This is a genomic window from Cryobacterium sp. 10C3, from assembly GCF_034314285.1.
Lineage (GTDB): Bacteria > Actinomycetota > Actinomycetes > Actinomycetales > Microbacteriaceae > Cryobacterium > Cryobacterium glucosi.
On sequence record NZ_JAVIWF010000002.1, the window covers coordinates 3,641,992 to 3,656,725 of the forward strand.

Genomic DNA, 14,734 nt, shown 5'->3' on the forward strand with positions numbered 1-14,734 from the left:
TCGGCTGCGGTGCATCCTGACGTCGTCGGCAGGCTGTGTGTGCCCACCATAGTGACACCATTGCGAGAAAGCTATAGAACCGGATGTTTGCCCCGAAAGGGGTGGATCAGCCGATGTAGCTCATCACGTGCTTGATGCGGGTGTAGTCCTCGAGGCCGTACATCGAGAGGTCCTTGCCGTAGCCGGAGTGCTTGAAGCCGCCGTGCGGCATCTCGGCGACGAGCGGGATGTGCGTGTTGATCCAGACGCAGCCGAAATCGAGGCGCTTGGCCATCCGCATCGCACGCGCGTGGTCCTTCGTCCAGACCGAGGAGGCCAGGCCGTACTGCACGTCGTCGCCCAGGCGAGCGCCTCGGCCTCGTCGGTGAACTTCTGGGCCGTGATGACCGGTCCGAATATCTCGTTCTGTACCGCGTCGTCGCCCTGCCGCAGGTTAGAGACGATCGTCGCCTCATGGAAGTAGCCGAGGTCGCCCTGGCGGTGCCCGCCGAGCGCGATGTCGGCGTGGTCGGGCAGGCCCGCGATGACGCCCTGCACCCGGGCGAGCTGGTCGGCGCTCGAGAGGGCGCCGAAGAGGATGCCGTCCTCGCGCGGGCCGCCGGTCCTCGCGTTCACCCGGGCGTACGCCGCGAGTGCTGCAACGAACTCGTCGTGGATTCCGGCCTGGACGAGGACCCGGGTGGCGGCGGTGCAGTCCTGGCCGCCGTTGTAGAACGCGGCCGTCGCGATGCCCTCGACGGCGGCGTCGATGTCGGCGTCGTCGAACACGATCACCAGGGCGCGTTGCCGCCGAGTTCGAGGTGCACGCGCTTGACGTCGAGCGCCGCGGTGCCCGCGACCTCCATGCCGGCCCGTACGGAACCGGTGATCGACACCATCTGCGGGATCCGGTCGGCGACGAGGGCGCGGCCCGTGGTGCGGTCGCCCATGACGACGTTGAAGACGCCGGCCGGGAAGAACTCCGCGGCGATCTCGGCGAGGAGGAGCGTCGAGACGGGTGTCGAGTCCGAGGGCTTCAGCACGACGGCGTTTCCGGCAGCGAGGGCGGGGGCGATCTTCCAGATCGCCATCATCATCGGGTAGTTCCACGGGGTGACCTGCCCGATCACGCCGATCGGCTCCCGCCGGATGAACGAGGTGTGGTCCTTCAGGTACTCGCCGGCTGACTTGCCCTCGAGCACGCGGGCGGCGCCGGCGAAGAAGCGCACCTGGTCGATCATGACGTCGGCCTCGTCGCCGACGAGGCCGGCACGCGGCTTGCCGGTGTTCTCGCTCTCGACGTCCGCGATCTCCTCCGCACGCTCGGACAGGGCATCGGCGAACTTCAGCAGGGCGAGCTGGCGTTCGCCGGGCGTGGTCTCGCCCCACGTCTCGAACGCGGTCGCCGCTGCGGAGTACGCGGACGCGACATCCGCTTCTGTCGACACGGGGGTGCGCGCGTAGACCTCCTCGGTTGCGGGGTTCACGATGTCGAGCTGCTCGCTCGCTGCGGAGGCGACGTACTGCCCGTTGACGAAGTTACGGAGTTCACGGATGGACATGCGCAGGCCTTTCCCAAGCGTCTGGTCGGCGCTGGCCAGGGCCGCGGCGCCCGGGGCGGAGTTCCCCAGAGGCCGACGATACCCTAAATCATCCCAAATGCAATCTTTTATTCCGGTGGGCGCCGGACGATCACGTCGAAGGGAATCCCGGGGCAGGGCACCCGGTCATAGCCGGTGAGCGGATGCCCCGGGTTCGGCACGATGTCGCCCGCGGCGAGCGTGGCCTCCGTCGAGATCATGACGCGGCCGACCGCGTTGACGAGGGCGGCGGGCGCGCTGAGTCCGAGCAGGACCGGAAGCAGGGCCTGCTCGAGACGGGTGACCGACACGTCGGCCCCGATCACGCCGACCGTGCCGCCGTCGACCTGCACGGGGAGGGTGAGGGTCACGATGAAATCGAAGGTGCACAGGTGGTCGACGTACGGACCCGTGACGTGCGCCCGCCCGGTGGCTTCCGGCACCCGGTACCACTCCAGGCCGCGGAAGTCGCGCAGGTATTCGGTGTGCACCCGCGCCGCGAGGTCGAGCCGGGTGGGGGAGAGCGTCGTGCCGAGCAGGGGGTTCGACGCGAGCGGGCCGAGCCACCAGGCGAAATGCGCGGGGCGGCCTGGCCGGTAGTCCGCTGTCGCGATGAAGCCCGCGCCGACCAGGAGGGCCGGTGCGCCGTGCGGTGCCGCGCCGTGCGGTGCCGTGCCGTGCTGTCCTGTGCCGTGCTGTGCCGCGTCCCGGTGTGCGGCCGGTTCGGCCTCGCCGAGGAGGGCCGGCACGACGAGCGTCTCCACGAGGGCGTCGAGTTCGGTCGTCGTCGTGAGCGGGACCGCTGCGGCGACCCGGTCCCGCCAGTCCTCGAGCACCGTGAACACGTCGGCGACCGCGTCGCTGACGGCGGCGGCGCAGGCCTGGGGAGCGAGGGGGCCGGCGTCACGACCGGTGTTTCAGGCGCTGACAGCGGATGCCGCATGGAGCGTTCCTCCCCGTTCGATCCTGGTCTTCGCGGCATGCAGCCACTCGGCGAGTTCGCGCACCTGCCCGGCGACGAGGGTGCGGGCGTGCGGGCCGTCGCCACTCCGGATCGCCGCGACGACGTCCGTGTTGCAGGCAGCGACACTGGCGCGCATCGACGCGTCTGCGAGCCCGAGCAGGAGGAGCGGGCCGAACTCGGCCTGCAGCCGGACCTGTTCGCGCACGAGCCGGGCCGACTGGCTGAGTACCGCGAGTTCGAGGTAGAAGCCGCCTGCATTGGCGCGGGCGCCCGCGTCGCGGTCCCAGTCGGCCTGGGCGAGCCACTCGGAGAGTCGATCGGCATCCTGCGGTGCCGCGCGAAGCGCGGCCCGTTCCGCGCAGCCTTCGATGATCGCGGAGAAGTAGACCGCGAGGTCCGAGAGCTCGACGTGGGCGACGCCGCGGAGCCGGGTGTGCAGGAGCGTCTCGTCCGGGGCATCCGCCTGGATCACGAAACTGCCGCCACCGCGGCCGCGACGGGTCTCGACGAGGCCGGTCTCGCGCAGGATCACGAGGCCCTCGCGGACCGTGATCAGGGCGACACCGAAACGGCGGGCGAGCTCCTGCTCGCTCGGCAGGCGTTCGCCCGCCGTGAGGACGCCGAGGATGATGGCATCGGTGAGGCGACGGGCAACCTGCTCGGCGCGGCCGGCCTCGATGAGCTGGGCGAAGATCGCCTCCCTGGCGCCGGGTCGCAGCTGTGCCTCCATAGACTTCAATGTAGCCGACGGTGGCATGCTGGGAACTGTCGGACGGGTGCCGGAACCGAAAACATTCGGTATAGGATCACAACTGAGTCCCGTCGGTGTTGCCGGCCGGACGCGTCGATGGGGACCGAGGTGAGCTGATGCCGCACGAACCGTCGGCCCGCGCACCCCGGCTGAGGGTCGCCGATTTCTCGCGCGTGCTCGCCGGGCCGTATGCCACGATGATGCTCGCCGACTTCGGCGCCGACGTGATCAAGATCGAGAGCCCGGCCGGGGACGACACCCGGCAGTGGTTGCCGCCCACGGATGCCCAGGGCGCGTCCACCTACTTCGGTGCGGTCAACCGCAACAAGCGTTCGGTCGTCTGCGACCTCGGCACCGTCGAGGGACGGGCGGCGGCCTGGCGCCTCGCGACCACGGCGGATGTCGTGGTCGAGAATTTCCGGCCCGGCGTGATGGAGCGGTTCGGCCTCGGCTACGAGGCCGTGCGCGCCGCGAACCCCGGCGTCGTCTACTGCTCGATCACGGGCTTCGGTGCCGGCGCCGGCGCCCGGCTCCCCGGCTACGACCTCCTCGTGCAGGCCGTCGGCGGGCTGATGAGCGTGACCGGCCCGGTCGAGGGGGAGCCGAGCAAAGTCGGCGTCGCCCTCGTGGACGTGCTCGCCGGACTCAACGCGCTCAGCGGCATCCTGCTCGCGCTCCGCGAACGCGATTCCCGGGGCGATGCCGGCGCGGCCGAGGCCACCGGCCCGGGCAGGCCCTCCGGAGGGCGCGTCGAAGTCGACCTCCTGACGACCCTGCTCTCGGCGCTCACCAACCAGGCGGCGGGCACCCTCGCAACCGGGCACTCTCCGGCCCGCCTCGGCAACGCCCACCCCAGCATCGCCCCGTACGAGCTCTTCGCGGCCTCCGACCGCGACCTCGTGATCGCCGTCGGCACCGATTCCCAGTTCCGCACGCTCGTGCGCCTCCTCGGCGCACCCGGCCTCGCGACCGACCCGCGATTCCTCGGCAACGCCGACCGGGTGCGGCACCGCGCCGACCTCCGGCCCGCCCTCGAAGCCCTCCTCCGTGCCCATCCCGCGGCGCACTTGGTCGACACGCTCACGGATGCCGGGGTGCCAGCCGGACTCGTCAACTCGATCAGCGAGGCCTTCGCCTTCGCCGAGGGTCTCGGAACCGCGTCCGTCGTCGAGCTCGTCTCGGGTTCGGACCCGCGGCGCGTCAGCCGGCAGGTCGCCAATCCGATCCACCTCGGCGACCGTCCGGCCGACTACCGGCTGCCTCCGCCCCGGCTCGGCGAACACGCAGGGGCCGACTGGCTCGAGCCGGACGCTCACAGCGCCCCCGGCGCGGCCGCTTCGGCGGAGCCGGCACCGGCACCCGTCCCCGCACCCGCATTCAGGCCCACTCCCGCACCACCCACCGCGCTCCGCCGAACCGAACAGGACCTCTCGTGACCGCATCAGGCCGCCCCACCCCCTCGTCGCCAGCCCCTCGTCGACTCGGTCTTCGATCTCGACGACCTCCTCGCTCCAGAAGAGGTCGTCTGGTCGCGCAAGGCCCGCGCATTCGCGACCAACCGCATCCTGCCCACGATCGAGCAGGACTTCGAGGACCGGTTCTTCCGCGCCGAACTCGTCCCCGAACTCGGCGCGGCCGGCTTCCTCGGAATGCATCTCGAGGGCTACGGCTGCGCGGGCGCGAGCGCCGTGAGCTATGGCCTCGTCTGCCTCGAACTCGAGGCTGCCGACAGCGGCTGGCGCACCCTGGTCTCTGTGCAGGGCTCGCTCGCCATGTCGGCGATCCACAAGTACGGGACTGAGGACCAGAAGCAGCGCTGGCTGCCCGGCATGGCCGCCGGCTCCCTCATCGGCTGCTTCGCTCTCACCGAACCGACCGGCGGCAGCGACCCCGCCGCGATGCGCACGACCGCCAGGCGCGACGGTGACGACTGGGTGCTCACTGGCACGAAGCGCTGGATCGGCCTCGCGAGCGTCGCCGACGTCGCAGTGGTGTGGGCGCAGACGGATGCCGGGGTGCGCGGATTCCTCGTTCCCACCGGGACGGCGGGGTTCACCGCGACACCGATCGCCGGCAAGCTCTCGATGCGCGCATCCATCCAGTGCGACGTCACCCTCGACGGGGTGCGCCTGCCCGCCGATGCCGTCCTCCCCGGCGCCACGGGGCTCTCCGGCCCGTTCAGTTGCCTGAACGAGGCGAGATTCGGCATCGTCTGGGGCGCGATGGGGGCCGCCAGGAGCTGCCTCGACGCTGCGATCGCCCGGTCGCGCAGTCGTGAGGTGTTCGGCCGCCCGATCGGGGCCATGCAGCTCACCCAGGCCAAACTTGCCGACATGCTCGTCGAGTACGAGAAGGGCGTCCTCCTCGCCCTGCACCTCGGCCGGCTGAAGGAACGCGGCACCCTCTCCCCGGCCCAGATCAGCGTCGGCAAGCTCAACAGCGTGCGCGAGGCCATCCGGATCGCCGGCCTCGCCCGGTCGATCCTCGGCGGCGACGGGGTGACGAACGAATTCCCGGTGATGCGTCACCTCGCCAACCTCGAGTCCGTCCGCACCTACGAGGGCACGGACGAGATCCACCAGCTCGTGATCGGTCGCGCTCTCACGGGGATGCCGGCGTTCTGACCCGGCCAGGGCACCGGCGGGTCGTTTCCGGCCGTACCCCCACTTCGCGGCGGGCGGGCCCGCCCGGCCCTTCGCGCCGTCGTCGCCGGAACGCCGTGTGTCATAGTTGAAACACGCGTACGTGGCGACGAGAACATCGGGTGGAAATAGTGTCGGTAACAGGCGGACAGGCCGCATTCGCATACCTGCGCGGCCGTATCCTCTCCGGTGAGATCCCGGGGAACGCCACCCTGCGCGAGCAGGCGCTCGCCGAAGAACTCGGCGTCAGCCGCACCCCGATCCGCGAAGCGCTGCGGAGGCTCGACGAGACCGGCCTCGTCGAGTTCGTGCCGAACAAGGGCGCGACGGTCATCGCCTGGACGACCGAGCAGATGCGCGAGACCTACTACTTGCGGGCCATGCTCGAGAGCCGCGCGGCAGGCCTCGCCGCGGTGCGGATCTCCGACGGCGACCTCGACCGTCTCGCAGAACTGATCACCCTGATGGACGACGTCGTGCTCGCGAAGGACGACGCCGGCATCTCCCGGCTCGGCGAACTCAATGCCGAGTTCCACCGCATCATCGTCACCGCCGCCGCGAACGCCCAGCTCACCCGCCTGACCGTGTCAGTCGGCCGGGTACCGCTGATGGCGAAGGCCTTCCGCCGCGACAGCGGATCCTTCCGCGCGGTGAGCAATCACCATCACCGCGACATCCTGGCCGCCCTCCGCTCGCACGACGCGCTCTGGGCCTCGACGTCCATGCGGTCGCACATCCTGGCTGCACGCAATTCGGTGCAGAGCTGGGACCAGGGCGACGATTCCGCCGTCACGCCTGGCGCCGCTCAGCCCGCTGACGCCAATCCGCTCGACGCGGAGGCGATCGACGCGGCCGACCTGGCCGACCTGGCCGACTTCACTCCGTAACGCGCATCCCGGATCTCGGCCACAGACCCCTGCAGGGCGATCCGGCCGGCCTCGACCACCGCGACCCGGTCACAGGTCTCCGCGACGATCTCGAAATCGGTCGATGCGACGAGGAGCGCGAACTCCTTCGCGTGCCAGAGGCCGCGCAGCAGGGTGGCGTGCGCGGCCCGGGCGTCCGGCTCCAGGCCCGCACCGGGGAGACCGCGATGACGAGGGCGGGGTCGCCGGAGAGGACGGCGGCCAGGACCACCCGGTGGAGGACGACGGGGTCGAGGTCCTGCGGATACTGCCGGGCCCTGGCGGCCGGATCGACGACACCGACCAGGTCGAGCAGGTCGACGATGTGCCGCTTCGCGACGTCCGGGGTGACGCCGATGCGTTTTGCGGAGGGCGCCGGCGAGCTGGTTCCTCACCGACCGGGTGCGGTCGAAACTGCTGAGCGGGTCGGCGGGCAGGTAACCGATCACGGTGCCGAGCAGGCGTGCCGCCGGGCCGCGACCGGGTCCGACCAGTTCCACGCCCTCCACGAGGATCGAGCCCGCCGCGATCGCGGCGCCCTCCGGGAGTTCTCCCGCGATCGCGAGCGCCACCGAGATCGCGCCGGCGGCCACGGTTCCGACGAGGCCCAGGGACTCGCCGTGGGAGACCGACAGGGTGATCGCATCCACCCGGGCAAGTGTCGTTGTCGCCGACGAGACGCCGAGCCCGCGCACGTCGAGCACGGAACTCACCCGGAAGGTGTGCGAAGGCACGGGATCCTCGTCCGGGTGATCGGCGTTGGCCGTGGCAGCGGCCGGTTTCCCGGCTCCGGTCGCAGCGACGGCGAGCTCGGGATCGGGGAAAGGGGTCACGGCCGGGCCAATCATTACGTCTCCCAGTGCTGTATGCAATCTTGACCACATCTTCCGCCAAATTCCCGAGAATGTCGAATCAGCTCCCCGAAATTTCGTCACTTTGCATACATGAATAACGGCCGGTGTGGCGAAACAATCCCGCAACATGAGGCGACTACGCTCCGACCATGGTTGACCTGTTCACCGGCTACGGTGCCACTACGAAGAGTCGGAAACGGACGGGGTCAGCGAGCGCCTGGGACGAGATGTTCCCGGATCCGTCCTCGCTCACTCCGACGGAAACGCGTGCCGCGTACAAGGACGTCTACGGCGCCCTGGCCAGAATGACCCAGGAGGAGCTGCGGGGCCGCACGGCGGCGCTCGCGAGTTCCTACCTCGCCCAGGGCGTCACGTTCGACTTCGCCGGGGAAGAGCGTCCGTTCCCGCTCGACGCCGTTCCGCGGGTGATCGAGCAACCGGAGTGGGTCACCGTCGAGGCCGGCATCAAGCAGCGCGTGCTCGCCCTCGAGGCGTTCCTCGCCGATATCTACGGGCCCCAGGCCGCCGTGCACGACGGCGTCATCCCGGCGAGCCTGATCAGTTCGTCGAACCATTTCCACCGGCAGGCCGCCGGCATCGTCTCGGCCAACAACGTGCGCATCCAGGTCTCCGGCATCGACCTGATCCGCGATGAAAAGGGCGCGTGGCGGGTACTCGAGGACAACGTCCGGGTGCCCAGCGGTGTGAGCTATGTCATCTCCAACCGTCGCGTGATGGCGCAGACGCTCCCCGAACTCTTCGTCTCGATGCGGGTGCGCCCGGTCGGCGACTACCCGAACAAGCTGCTCCAGGCGCTCAGGGCATCCGCCCCCGCCGGGGTCGACGACCCCAATGTCGTCGTGCTCACCCCGGGCGTCTTCAACTCCGCATACTTCGAGCACACCCTGCTCGCCCGGCTGATGGGCGTCGAGCTCGTCGAGGGCCGCGACCTGTTCTGCTCGGGCGGGCGCGTCTGGATGCGCACGACCGCGGGCCCCACCCGGGTCGACGTGATCTACCGCCGGGTCGACGATGAGTTCCTCGACCCGCTCCAGTTCCGCGCGGACTCCCAGCTCGGGTCGCCCGGCATGCTGATGGCGGCCAGGCTCGGGAACGTCACGATCGCCAACGCGGTCGGGAACGGTGTTGCAGACGACAAGCTCGTCTATACCTACCTGCCCGATCTCATCCGCTACTACCTCGGCGAAGACGCGATCATCCCGAACGTCGACACCTGGCGGCTCGAGGATCCCCTCGCGCTCGAAGAGGTGCTCGACCGGCTCGACGAGCTCGTGGTCAAGCCCGTCGACGGGTCGGGGGGCAAGGGCCTCGTGGTAGGGCCCGCCGCGTCTAAGGCGGAGCTCGCGACACTGCGGAAGCAGCTGCTGCGGGACCCGCGCGGCTGGATCGCGCAGCCCGTCGTGCAGCTCTCGACCATCCCGACCCTCGTCGAGGACGGTATGAGGCCGCGCCACGCCGACCTGCGCCCCTTCGCCGTGAACGACGGAACGGATGTCTGGGTGCTGCCGGGCGGGCTGACCCGCGTCGCGCTCCCCGAGGGTGAGCTCGTCGTCAACTCGAGCCAGGGCGGCGGGTCGAAGGACACCTGGGTGATCGGCCTCGAACCCGATTTCTACCACGAGTCCTCCGCGCGCAACATCCAGGGCCTCGTGGCCGACCAGGCCGCGAACACCCAGGCGGCGGCGGCGGGCACGCACCCCGTCGACCACTCGCCGCAGGACAAACCGCTGGGCAACAGCGACCAGCAGGAGCAACAACAGCAGCAGCAGCAGCAGGGGAGGCAACCGGTGTCCGCAGGGGCGCCGGCGGCATCGAAGTCATCGGCGCAGGAGGACCGGGAATGTTGAGTCGCATTGCAGAAAGCCTGTTCTGGATCGGACGGTACATCGAGCGCAGCGACGGCACCGCCCGCATCCTCGACGTGCACCTCCAGCTTCTGCTCGAGGATCCCTGGATCGAGGAGAACCTCGCCTGCCGGTCGCTCCTCCAGCTGATGGGCAGCCCCGTCCCCGATGAGGGAGAGCTGACCCGCAAGGACGTTCTCGCCACCCTCGCCATGGACCGCACGCATCCGGCTTCGATCGCGTACTCGATCACCTCCGCACGAGAGAACGCCCGTCGTGCGCGGGAGATCGTGCCGACCGAACTCTGGGAGTGCCTCAACACGACGAGCGCGCGGATGCCCCGCAAGGTCGCGAGTGAGAAGACCCACGACTACTTCGCGTGGGTGCGGGAGCGCGCCGCGCTCGCCGTCGGGATCGTCGAGGCCGGTGCGAGCCGGGACGACGCCTGGCATTTCTTCACCCTCGGGCGCAGCCTCGAGCAGGCCGACATGACGGCACGCCTCCTCGCGACCCGGTCGCTGACCGAGGCGAGCGGGCCGTCCTGGACGACGATCCTGCGTTCCTGCGGCGCGTACGAGTCCTACCTGCGCACCTACCGCGGAGTGCCTTCTGCCCGGAACGCCGCTGAATACCTGCTGATGGACCGGTTGTTCCCCCGGTCCATCGTCTTCTCCGTTTCGCGCGCCGAACAGTGCCTCCGCGACCTCGAGCCGCGCACAGACCGGGCCGGCGTCACCGGCCAGGCCCAGCGGGTGCTCGGCCAGATCCGCAGCCAACTGGAGTACCGACCGATCATGGACATCCTGAACGACCTGCCGCTGCAGATGATGCGCGTCCAGGACGCGACGAGCACCGCCTCCGAAGCCATCGGCAACCGGTACTTCCCCAAGGGGAACGTTCCGACCTGGACAGGGAAGCCTCGTGAACCGCCTCAGGATCCGGCACACGACCGGGTACCGCTACAAGGGCGAAGTCGCCGCGTCATACAACGAGGCGCGGATGCTGCCGGTCAGCTCGGTCGACCAGTTCGTGCTGTTCTCGAACCTCGAGATCAGCCCGGCGGCGGGCAACCACTACTACGCCGACTACTGGGGCACCCGGGTCTCCTCGTTCGAGGTGCTGACGCCGCATTCCGAGCTGATCCTCACCGCCAACAGCCTCGTCGAAGTCCGGCCGCGCGAGCACGAGACCCACGAACACAGCTGGGTCGACCTCGCCGCGGACGCCCTGCGCACCTCGACGCTCTTCGAACATTCCCGGCAGACCCGCCTGACGAAACCGCCGATGGACGTCGAGGCGCTCGCCGCCGCGATCGCCGCGCGCCACACGAGCTCCTGCTCGGCCGCCTACGAGATCTGTGCCGCGATCGGCGACCAGATGCAGTACGTCCAGGGTGTCACGGGCGTGCATTCGACCGCCGAGGAGGCCTGGAACGACCGTCGCGGGGTCTGCCAGGACATCACGCACATCGCCCTCGGAGCCCTGCGCTCGGTCGGGATCCCGGCCCGGTACGTCTCCGGCTACTTGCACCCGAAGCCGAACGCCGAGGTCGGCGAGACCGTCACGGGCGAATCCCACGCCTGGGTCGAGTGGTTCTGCGGCGAGTGGCGCGGATTCGACCCGACGAACCTCATCGAGATCGGTGACCGGCACGTCTCCGTCGGCCGCGGCCGTGACTACAACGACGTGCCGCCGCTCCGCGGCGTCTACGCAGGCTCAGCGGGCTCCCAGCTCTTCGTCACGGTCGAGATCACCCGCGAGGCCTGATCGGCCGGGCGGGAACGGCGGGCGCGGGCTGCGGCGACCAGCATGACGGCGAGACCGGCCACGGTGACGACCGCGCCGGCCCAGATCGGCGAGGTGTAGCCGAGGCCCGCGCTGATCGTGAGGCCGCCGAGCAGGGCGCCGAGCGCGTTGCCGAGGTTGAAGGCGGCGATGTTCGCGCCGGAGGCGAGCGTGGGCGCCTCGCTCGCGTAGCTCATCACCCGCATCTGCAGGCCGGGGACGGTTGCGAAACCGAACCCGCCGAGGAGGACGAGCGAGGCGATCGTCGCGCCCTGGCTGCGCGCGGTCAGCGCGAAGGCGACGAGGACGACGGCGAGCGCCGCCAGGACGACGATGAGGGTCCGGTCGACGGAACGGTCGGCCGCCTTGCCGCCGAGGACGTTGCCGACGAACAGGCCGACCCCGAAGAGGACGAGTAGCCAGGGCACGCTCGCGGCGGCGAAGCCGCTGACCTCGGTGAGGGTGAAGGCGATGTAGGTGAACGCGCCGAACATGCCCCCGTAGCCGAGCACGGTCACGGCGATCGAGAGCCAGACCTGGCTCGAGCGGAAGGCCCTGAGCTCGCCGCGGAGACCGCCGGCGCCGACCGTGGCGTGCGCGGTCGCGGGCACGAGCGTCGCGATGCCGACCAGGGCGAGCACGCCGATCGCGGTGATCGCCCAGAAGGTCGCCCGCCAGCCGAGGTTCTGGCCGAGGAGGGTTCCGAACGGCACGCCGAGCACGTTCGCGACGGTGAGGCCCGTGAACATGATCGCGATGGCACCCGCCTTCTTCGTCGGGGCGACCATGTCGGCGGCGAGCACCGAGCCGATGCCGAAGAACGCACCGTGGCAGAGGGCGGCGACGATGCGGCCGAGCATCATCACCGGGTAGGTCGGTGCGAGCGCCGAGATCAGGTTGCCGAGGATGAAAAGCCCCATCAGCGCGATGAGCACGTGCTTGCGTGGCAGCCGGGTGACGGCAGCGGTGAGGCCGAGTGCTCCGATGACCACGCTCAGGGCGTAGCCGGAGATGAGCCAGCCGGCCGCCGCCTCGCTCACGCCGAAGTCGGAGGCGAGGTCCGGCAGGAGGCCCATGATGACGAACTCGGTGAGTCCGATGCCGAACCCTCCGAGGGCGAGGGCGAATAGACCAATGGGCATGCGGGAGACTCCTTGGGGGCGGAAAACTGTACTTACGCGGTCATGCTGCGTACGCTGTTAGTTGCAGGCGCGTCATTAATACTTGCACACGCTAGATAAACGCGCAAGCAACTAGTTTGTCGACGAGGTCGACGGAAATCGGAGTGGACCATGGGCCTCGAAGACGACGCCGTCGAGATCCGCGCCCAGGGCTGGCGCACGCTCGCCGCGCTGCACGGCCTCATCGAGGCGGCCCTCGAGCGCGCGCTCCAGGGCGGTGCCGAGCTCTCCGTGATCGAGTTCACGGTGCTCGACGCGCTCAGTCGCCAGCACGGCTGGCACATGCGGATGCAGCAGCTCGCCGGCGCGACCGCGCTCAGCAGCAGCGCAACGACCCGGCTCGTCAACCGGCTCGAGGATCGCGGCCTGCTCACCCGCATCCTCTGCGCCGACGACCGCCGCGGAATCTACACCGAGCTCACCGCGACCGGCCAGGCCCTGCTCGCGGATGTCCGCCCCCTCTACGACGACACACTCGCGACAGCCCTCGCCGAGGCCGAGGCAAAACCCGAACTGGCCCCGCTCGTCGAGGCCCTGCACCGCGTCCCCGACACCGTCCCCGTGGCATAGCTCCTGCAGATTCCGGAAGACCGGATGCCCGGCCCCGGAATTCCGCGGAACTGGCCGAGCTGGAAATCAGCAGGACGATCGGCATCCGCTCAGAGGCTGGGGGAGTGGGATTCCAGGAACTGGTAGACCTCGGTCTGGTCGACGCCGGGGAAGGTGCCGGTCGGGAGGGCGGCGAGCAGGCTCGTCGGGGTACGCGCGGCCGGCCAGGCCTGGCCCGCCCAGCGCTCGGCGAGTTCGTCGGGGGCGCTGCGGCAGCAGGTCTCGTCCGGGCAACGGGAGACGGCCCGGTTGTTCGTCTCGCGGCCGAGGAACCACTTCGTCTCCGAGAACGGCACGCCGACGCTCACCGAGTACTCACCCTCCTTCGCCTTCGCGATGCGGGAGGTGCACCAGAAGGTGCCGGACGGGGTGTCGGTGTACTGGTACCAGGGGCTGAACCGGTCGGCGACGTCGAAGACCGTGCGAGCGGTCCAGCTGCGGCAGACCGTCGTCCCTTCGACGGCGCCGAGGGCGTCGCTCGGGAACCGCACTGAGTCGTTCTCGTATGCCTTGATGATCGTGCCGGACTCGTGCACCTTCATGAAGTGCACCGGGATGCCGAGCCGGGCCGTCGCGAGGTTCGTGAACCGGTGCGCGGCCGTCTCGTAGGACACCGCGAAGGCGTCGCGGAGATCCTCCATCGAGATGTTGCGCTGCGCCTTGGCCTCGGTCAGAAGTTTCACGGCGTCGTCCTCCGGCAGCAGGATCGCCGCCGTCAGGTAGTTGGTCTCGACCCGCTGCCGGAGAAATTCCGCATAACTTGTCGGCTCCTCGTGCCCGCAGAGTGCGCTCGCGAAGGCCTGGAGGATCGGCGAGCGAGTGTCCCGGGATGCGCTCTGCTCGATCGGCAGGTAGATACGGCCGTTGCGCTTGTCGGTGACCGATCGCGTCGAGTGCGGCAGGTCCGCGACGTAGTGCAGGGAATAGCCGAGGTGCGCGGCCATGTCGGCGACGACCCGCTGCGGCACCGGCCCGCCCCGGTGGCCGACCGCGCCCAGCAGTCCGGCCGCCTGGGCCTCGAGCTCGGGGAAATAGTTGTCCCGCGCGCGCATGATGCCGCGCAGTTCCGCGTTGGCCCGCCGCGCCTCCTCTGGCGTCGCCGCCCGCTCCCGGTGCAGACGCTCGATCTCGTGGTGCAGGGTGAGGATCGTCTGCAGCGCCTCATCGCTGGTTGACCGGCCAATCCGGATGTGCGGCAGCCCGAGGGCCGTGAAGACCGGCCCCCGCTGGGCCCGTTCCACGGCGATCTCGAGGGCGGCACGCTCCGAGGGCGCCTCCGTCTTGAGCAGCTCGTCGACGGTCGTGCCGAGCGCGGTCGCGATCGTGCGCAGCATCGACAGGCGCGGCTCGCGTTTGCCGTTCTCGATCATCGACACCTGCGACGGCGCCCGCCCGACGGCGGCGGCGAGGGTGTCGAGGGTCATCCTGCGGGAACCCCGCAGTTCACGGATGCGCCGGCCGAGAGTCAGGGCGTCGATCCCGTGCTCGTCGGGTTCCGGCTGGGACAGGGCGGTGCGCAGGGAGGGATCGGCGGTGATCATCGCACCATGTTCACACGGTGCAGAACTTCACGCAAGCAGAAGAACTTCATTTCTTCTGTCATTCCAGGAGAGGTTCGG

10 protein-coding genes and 3 pseudogenes are annotated in these 14,734 nt (G+C 69.8%); 7 read left to right on the forward strand and 6 right to left on the reverse strand.

The annotated features are described in order from the left end of the window. Nucleotides 1–106: 106 nt before the first annotated feature. The 3 genes and pseudogenes from RGU41_RS18335 to RGU41_RS18345 all read right to left on the reverse strand — a co-directional run bounded on the left by RGU41_RS18335 (nucleotide 107) and on the right by RGU41_RS18345 (nucleotide 3,253). Nucleotides 107–1,541, reverse strand: a pseudogene (locus RGU41_RS18335) (aminobutyraldehyde dehydrogenase). A gap of 107 nt (nucleotides 1,542–1,648) precedes the next feature. Next, on the reverse strand, nucleotides 1,649–2,404 hold the full coding sequence (locus tag RGU41_RS18340; RefSeq protein ID WP_322137028.1) for a hypothetical protein: 756 nt from the start codon (nucleotides 2,402–2,404) through the stop codon (nucleotides 1,649–1,651). Nucleotides 2,405–2,476: 72 nt separating this feature from the next. Next, nucleotides 2,477–3,253, reverse strand: a complete 777-nt coding sequence (locus tag RGU41_RS18345) for a FadR/GntR family transcriptional regulator (RefSeq protein WP_322137029.1) — start codon at nucleotides 3,251–3,253, stop codon at nucleotides 2,477–2,479. A gap of 137 nt (nucleotides 3,254–3,390) precedes the next feature. Between RGU41_RS18345 and RGU41_RS18350 the strand changes: the two genes are divergently transcribed. The 3 genes and pseudogenes from RGU41_RS18350 to RGU41_RS18360 all read left to right on the forward strand — a co-directional run bounded on the left by RGU41_RS18350 (nucleotide 3,391) and on the right by RGU41_RS18360 (nucleotide 6,803). After that, nucleotides 3,391–4,710: a CoA transferase gene (locus RGU41_RS18350; RefSeq protein ID WP_322137030.1), complete on the forward strand. Its 1,320-nt coding sequence runs from the start codon at nucleotides 3,391–3,393 to the stop codon at nucleotides 4,708–4,710. Nucleotides 4,711–4,749: 39 nt separating this feature from the next. After that, nucleotides 4,750–5,898 (forward strand): annotated as a pseudogene (locus RGU41_RS18355) (acyl-CoA dehydrogenase family protein); the annotation flags it as partial. 149 nt (nucleotides 5,899–6,047) lie between these two features. Continuing rightward, entirely contained in the window at nucleotides 6,048–6,803 is a 756-nt protein-coding gene (locus tag RGU41_RS18360) for a GntR family transcriptional regulator (RefSeq protein ID WP_166790576.1), read from the forward strand. Here RGU41_RS18360 and RGU41_RS18365 read toward each other — a convergent pair. Then, nucleotides 6,722–7,654 (reverse strand): hypothetical protein, encoded by a 933-nt coding sequence (locus tag RGU41_RS18365; RefSeq protein WP_322137031.1) that lies wholly within the window; start codon nucleotides 7,652–7,654, stop codon nucleotides 6,722–6,724. The genes RGU41_RS18360 and RGU41_RS18365 overlap by 82 nt on opposite strands. 170 nt (nucleotides 7,655–7,824) lie before the next feature. On the opposite strand from RGU41_RS18365, the gene RGU41_RS18370 reads away from it, so the two are divergent. The 3 genes and pseudogenes from RGU41_RS18370 (at nucleotide 7,825) to RGU41_RS18380 (ending at nucleotide 11,307) form a co-directional block, all read left to right on the forward strand. Further along, nucleotides 7,825–9,543 carry a circularly permuted type 2 ATP-grasp protein gene (locus RGU41_RS18370; RefSeq protein ID WP_322137032.1) on the forward strand — a complete coding sequence of 573 codons (1,719 nt, stop codon included), beginning with the start codon at nucleotides 7,825–7,827 and terminating at the stop codon, nucleotides 9,541–9,543. Then, nucleotides 9,537–10,457 (forward strand): annotated as a pseudogene (locus RGU41_RS18375) (alpha-E domain-containing protein); the annotation flags it as partial. The gene RGU41_RS18370 and the pseudogene RGU41_RS18375, both read left to right, overlap by 7 nt. Before the next feature lie 4 nt (nucleotides 10,458–10,461). Then, nucleotides 10,462–11,307: a transglutaminase family protein gene (locus RGU41_RS18380; protein WP_322137033.1), complete on the forward strand. Its 846-nt coding sequence runs from the start codon at nucleotides 10,462–10,464 to the stop codon at nucleotides 11,305–11,307. Here RGU41_RS18380 and RGU41_RS18385 read toward each other — a convergent pair. Next, on the reverse strand, nucleotides 11,247–12,467 hold the full coding sequence (locus tag RGU41_RS18385; protein ID WP_322137034.1) for an MFS transporter: 1,221 nt from the start codon (nucleotides 12,465–12,467) through the stop codon (nucleotides 11,247–11,249). The genes RGU41_RS18380 and RGU41_RS18385 overlap by 61 nt on opposite strands. A gap of 150 nt (nucleotides 12,468–12,617) precedes the next feature. On the opposite strand from RGU41_RS18385, the gene RGU41_RS18390 reads away from it, so the two are divergent. Continuing rightward, complete coding sequence (locus RGU41_RS18390) at nucleotides 12,618–13,076, forward strand: MarR family winged helix-turn-helix transcriptional regulator (RefSeq protein ID WP_322137035.1); 459 nt, start codon at nucleotides 12,618–12,620, stop codon at nucleotides 13,074–13,076. Nucleotides 13,077–13,165: 89 nt separating this feature from the next. Here RGU41_RS18390 and RGU41_RS18395 read toward each other — a convergent pair whose 3' ends face one another. Next, entirely contained in the window at nucleotides 13,166–14,656 is a 1,491-nt protein-coding gene (locus RGU41_RS18395) for a helix-turn-helix domain-containing protein (protein ID WP_322137036.1), read from the reverse strand. Nucleotides 14,657–14,734: the final 78 nt, after the last annotated feature.

Excerpts from the sequence above, each read along its gene's own strand:
- RGU41_RS18345 (WP_322137029.1), bottom strand. The coding sequence starts at position 3,253 with ATGGAGGCACAGCTGCGACCCGGCGCCAGGGAGGCGATCTTCGCCCAG.
- RGU41_RS18350 (WP_322137030.1), top strand. The coding sequence starts at position 3,391 with ATGCCGCACGAACCGTCGGCCCGCGCACCCCGGCTGAGGGTCGCCGAT.
- RGU41_RS18370 (WP_322137032.1), top strand. The coding sequence starts at position 7,825 with ATGGTTGACCTGTTCACCGGCTACGGTGCCACTACGAAGAGTCGGAAA.
- RGU41_RS18385 (WP_322137034.1), bottom strand. The coding sequence starts at position 12,467 with ATGCCCATTGGTCTATTCGCCCTCGCCCTCGGAGGGTTCGGCATCGGA.
- RGU41_RS18390 (WP_322137035.1), top strand. The coding sequence starts at position 12,618 with ATGGGCCTCGAAGACGACGCCGTCGAGATCCGCGCCCAGGGCTGGCGC.
- RGU41_RS18395 (WP_322137036.1), bottom strand. The coding sequence starts at position 14,656 with ATGATCACCGCCGATCCCTCCCTGCGCACCGCCCTGTCCCAGCCGGAA.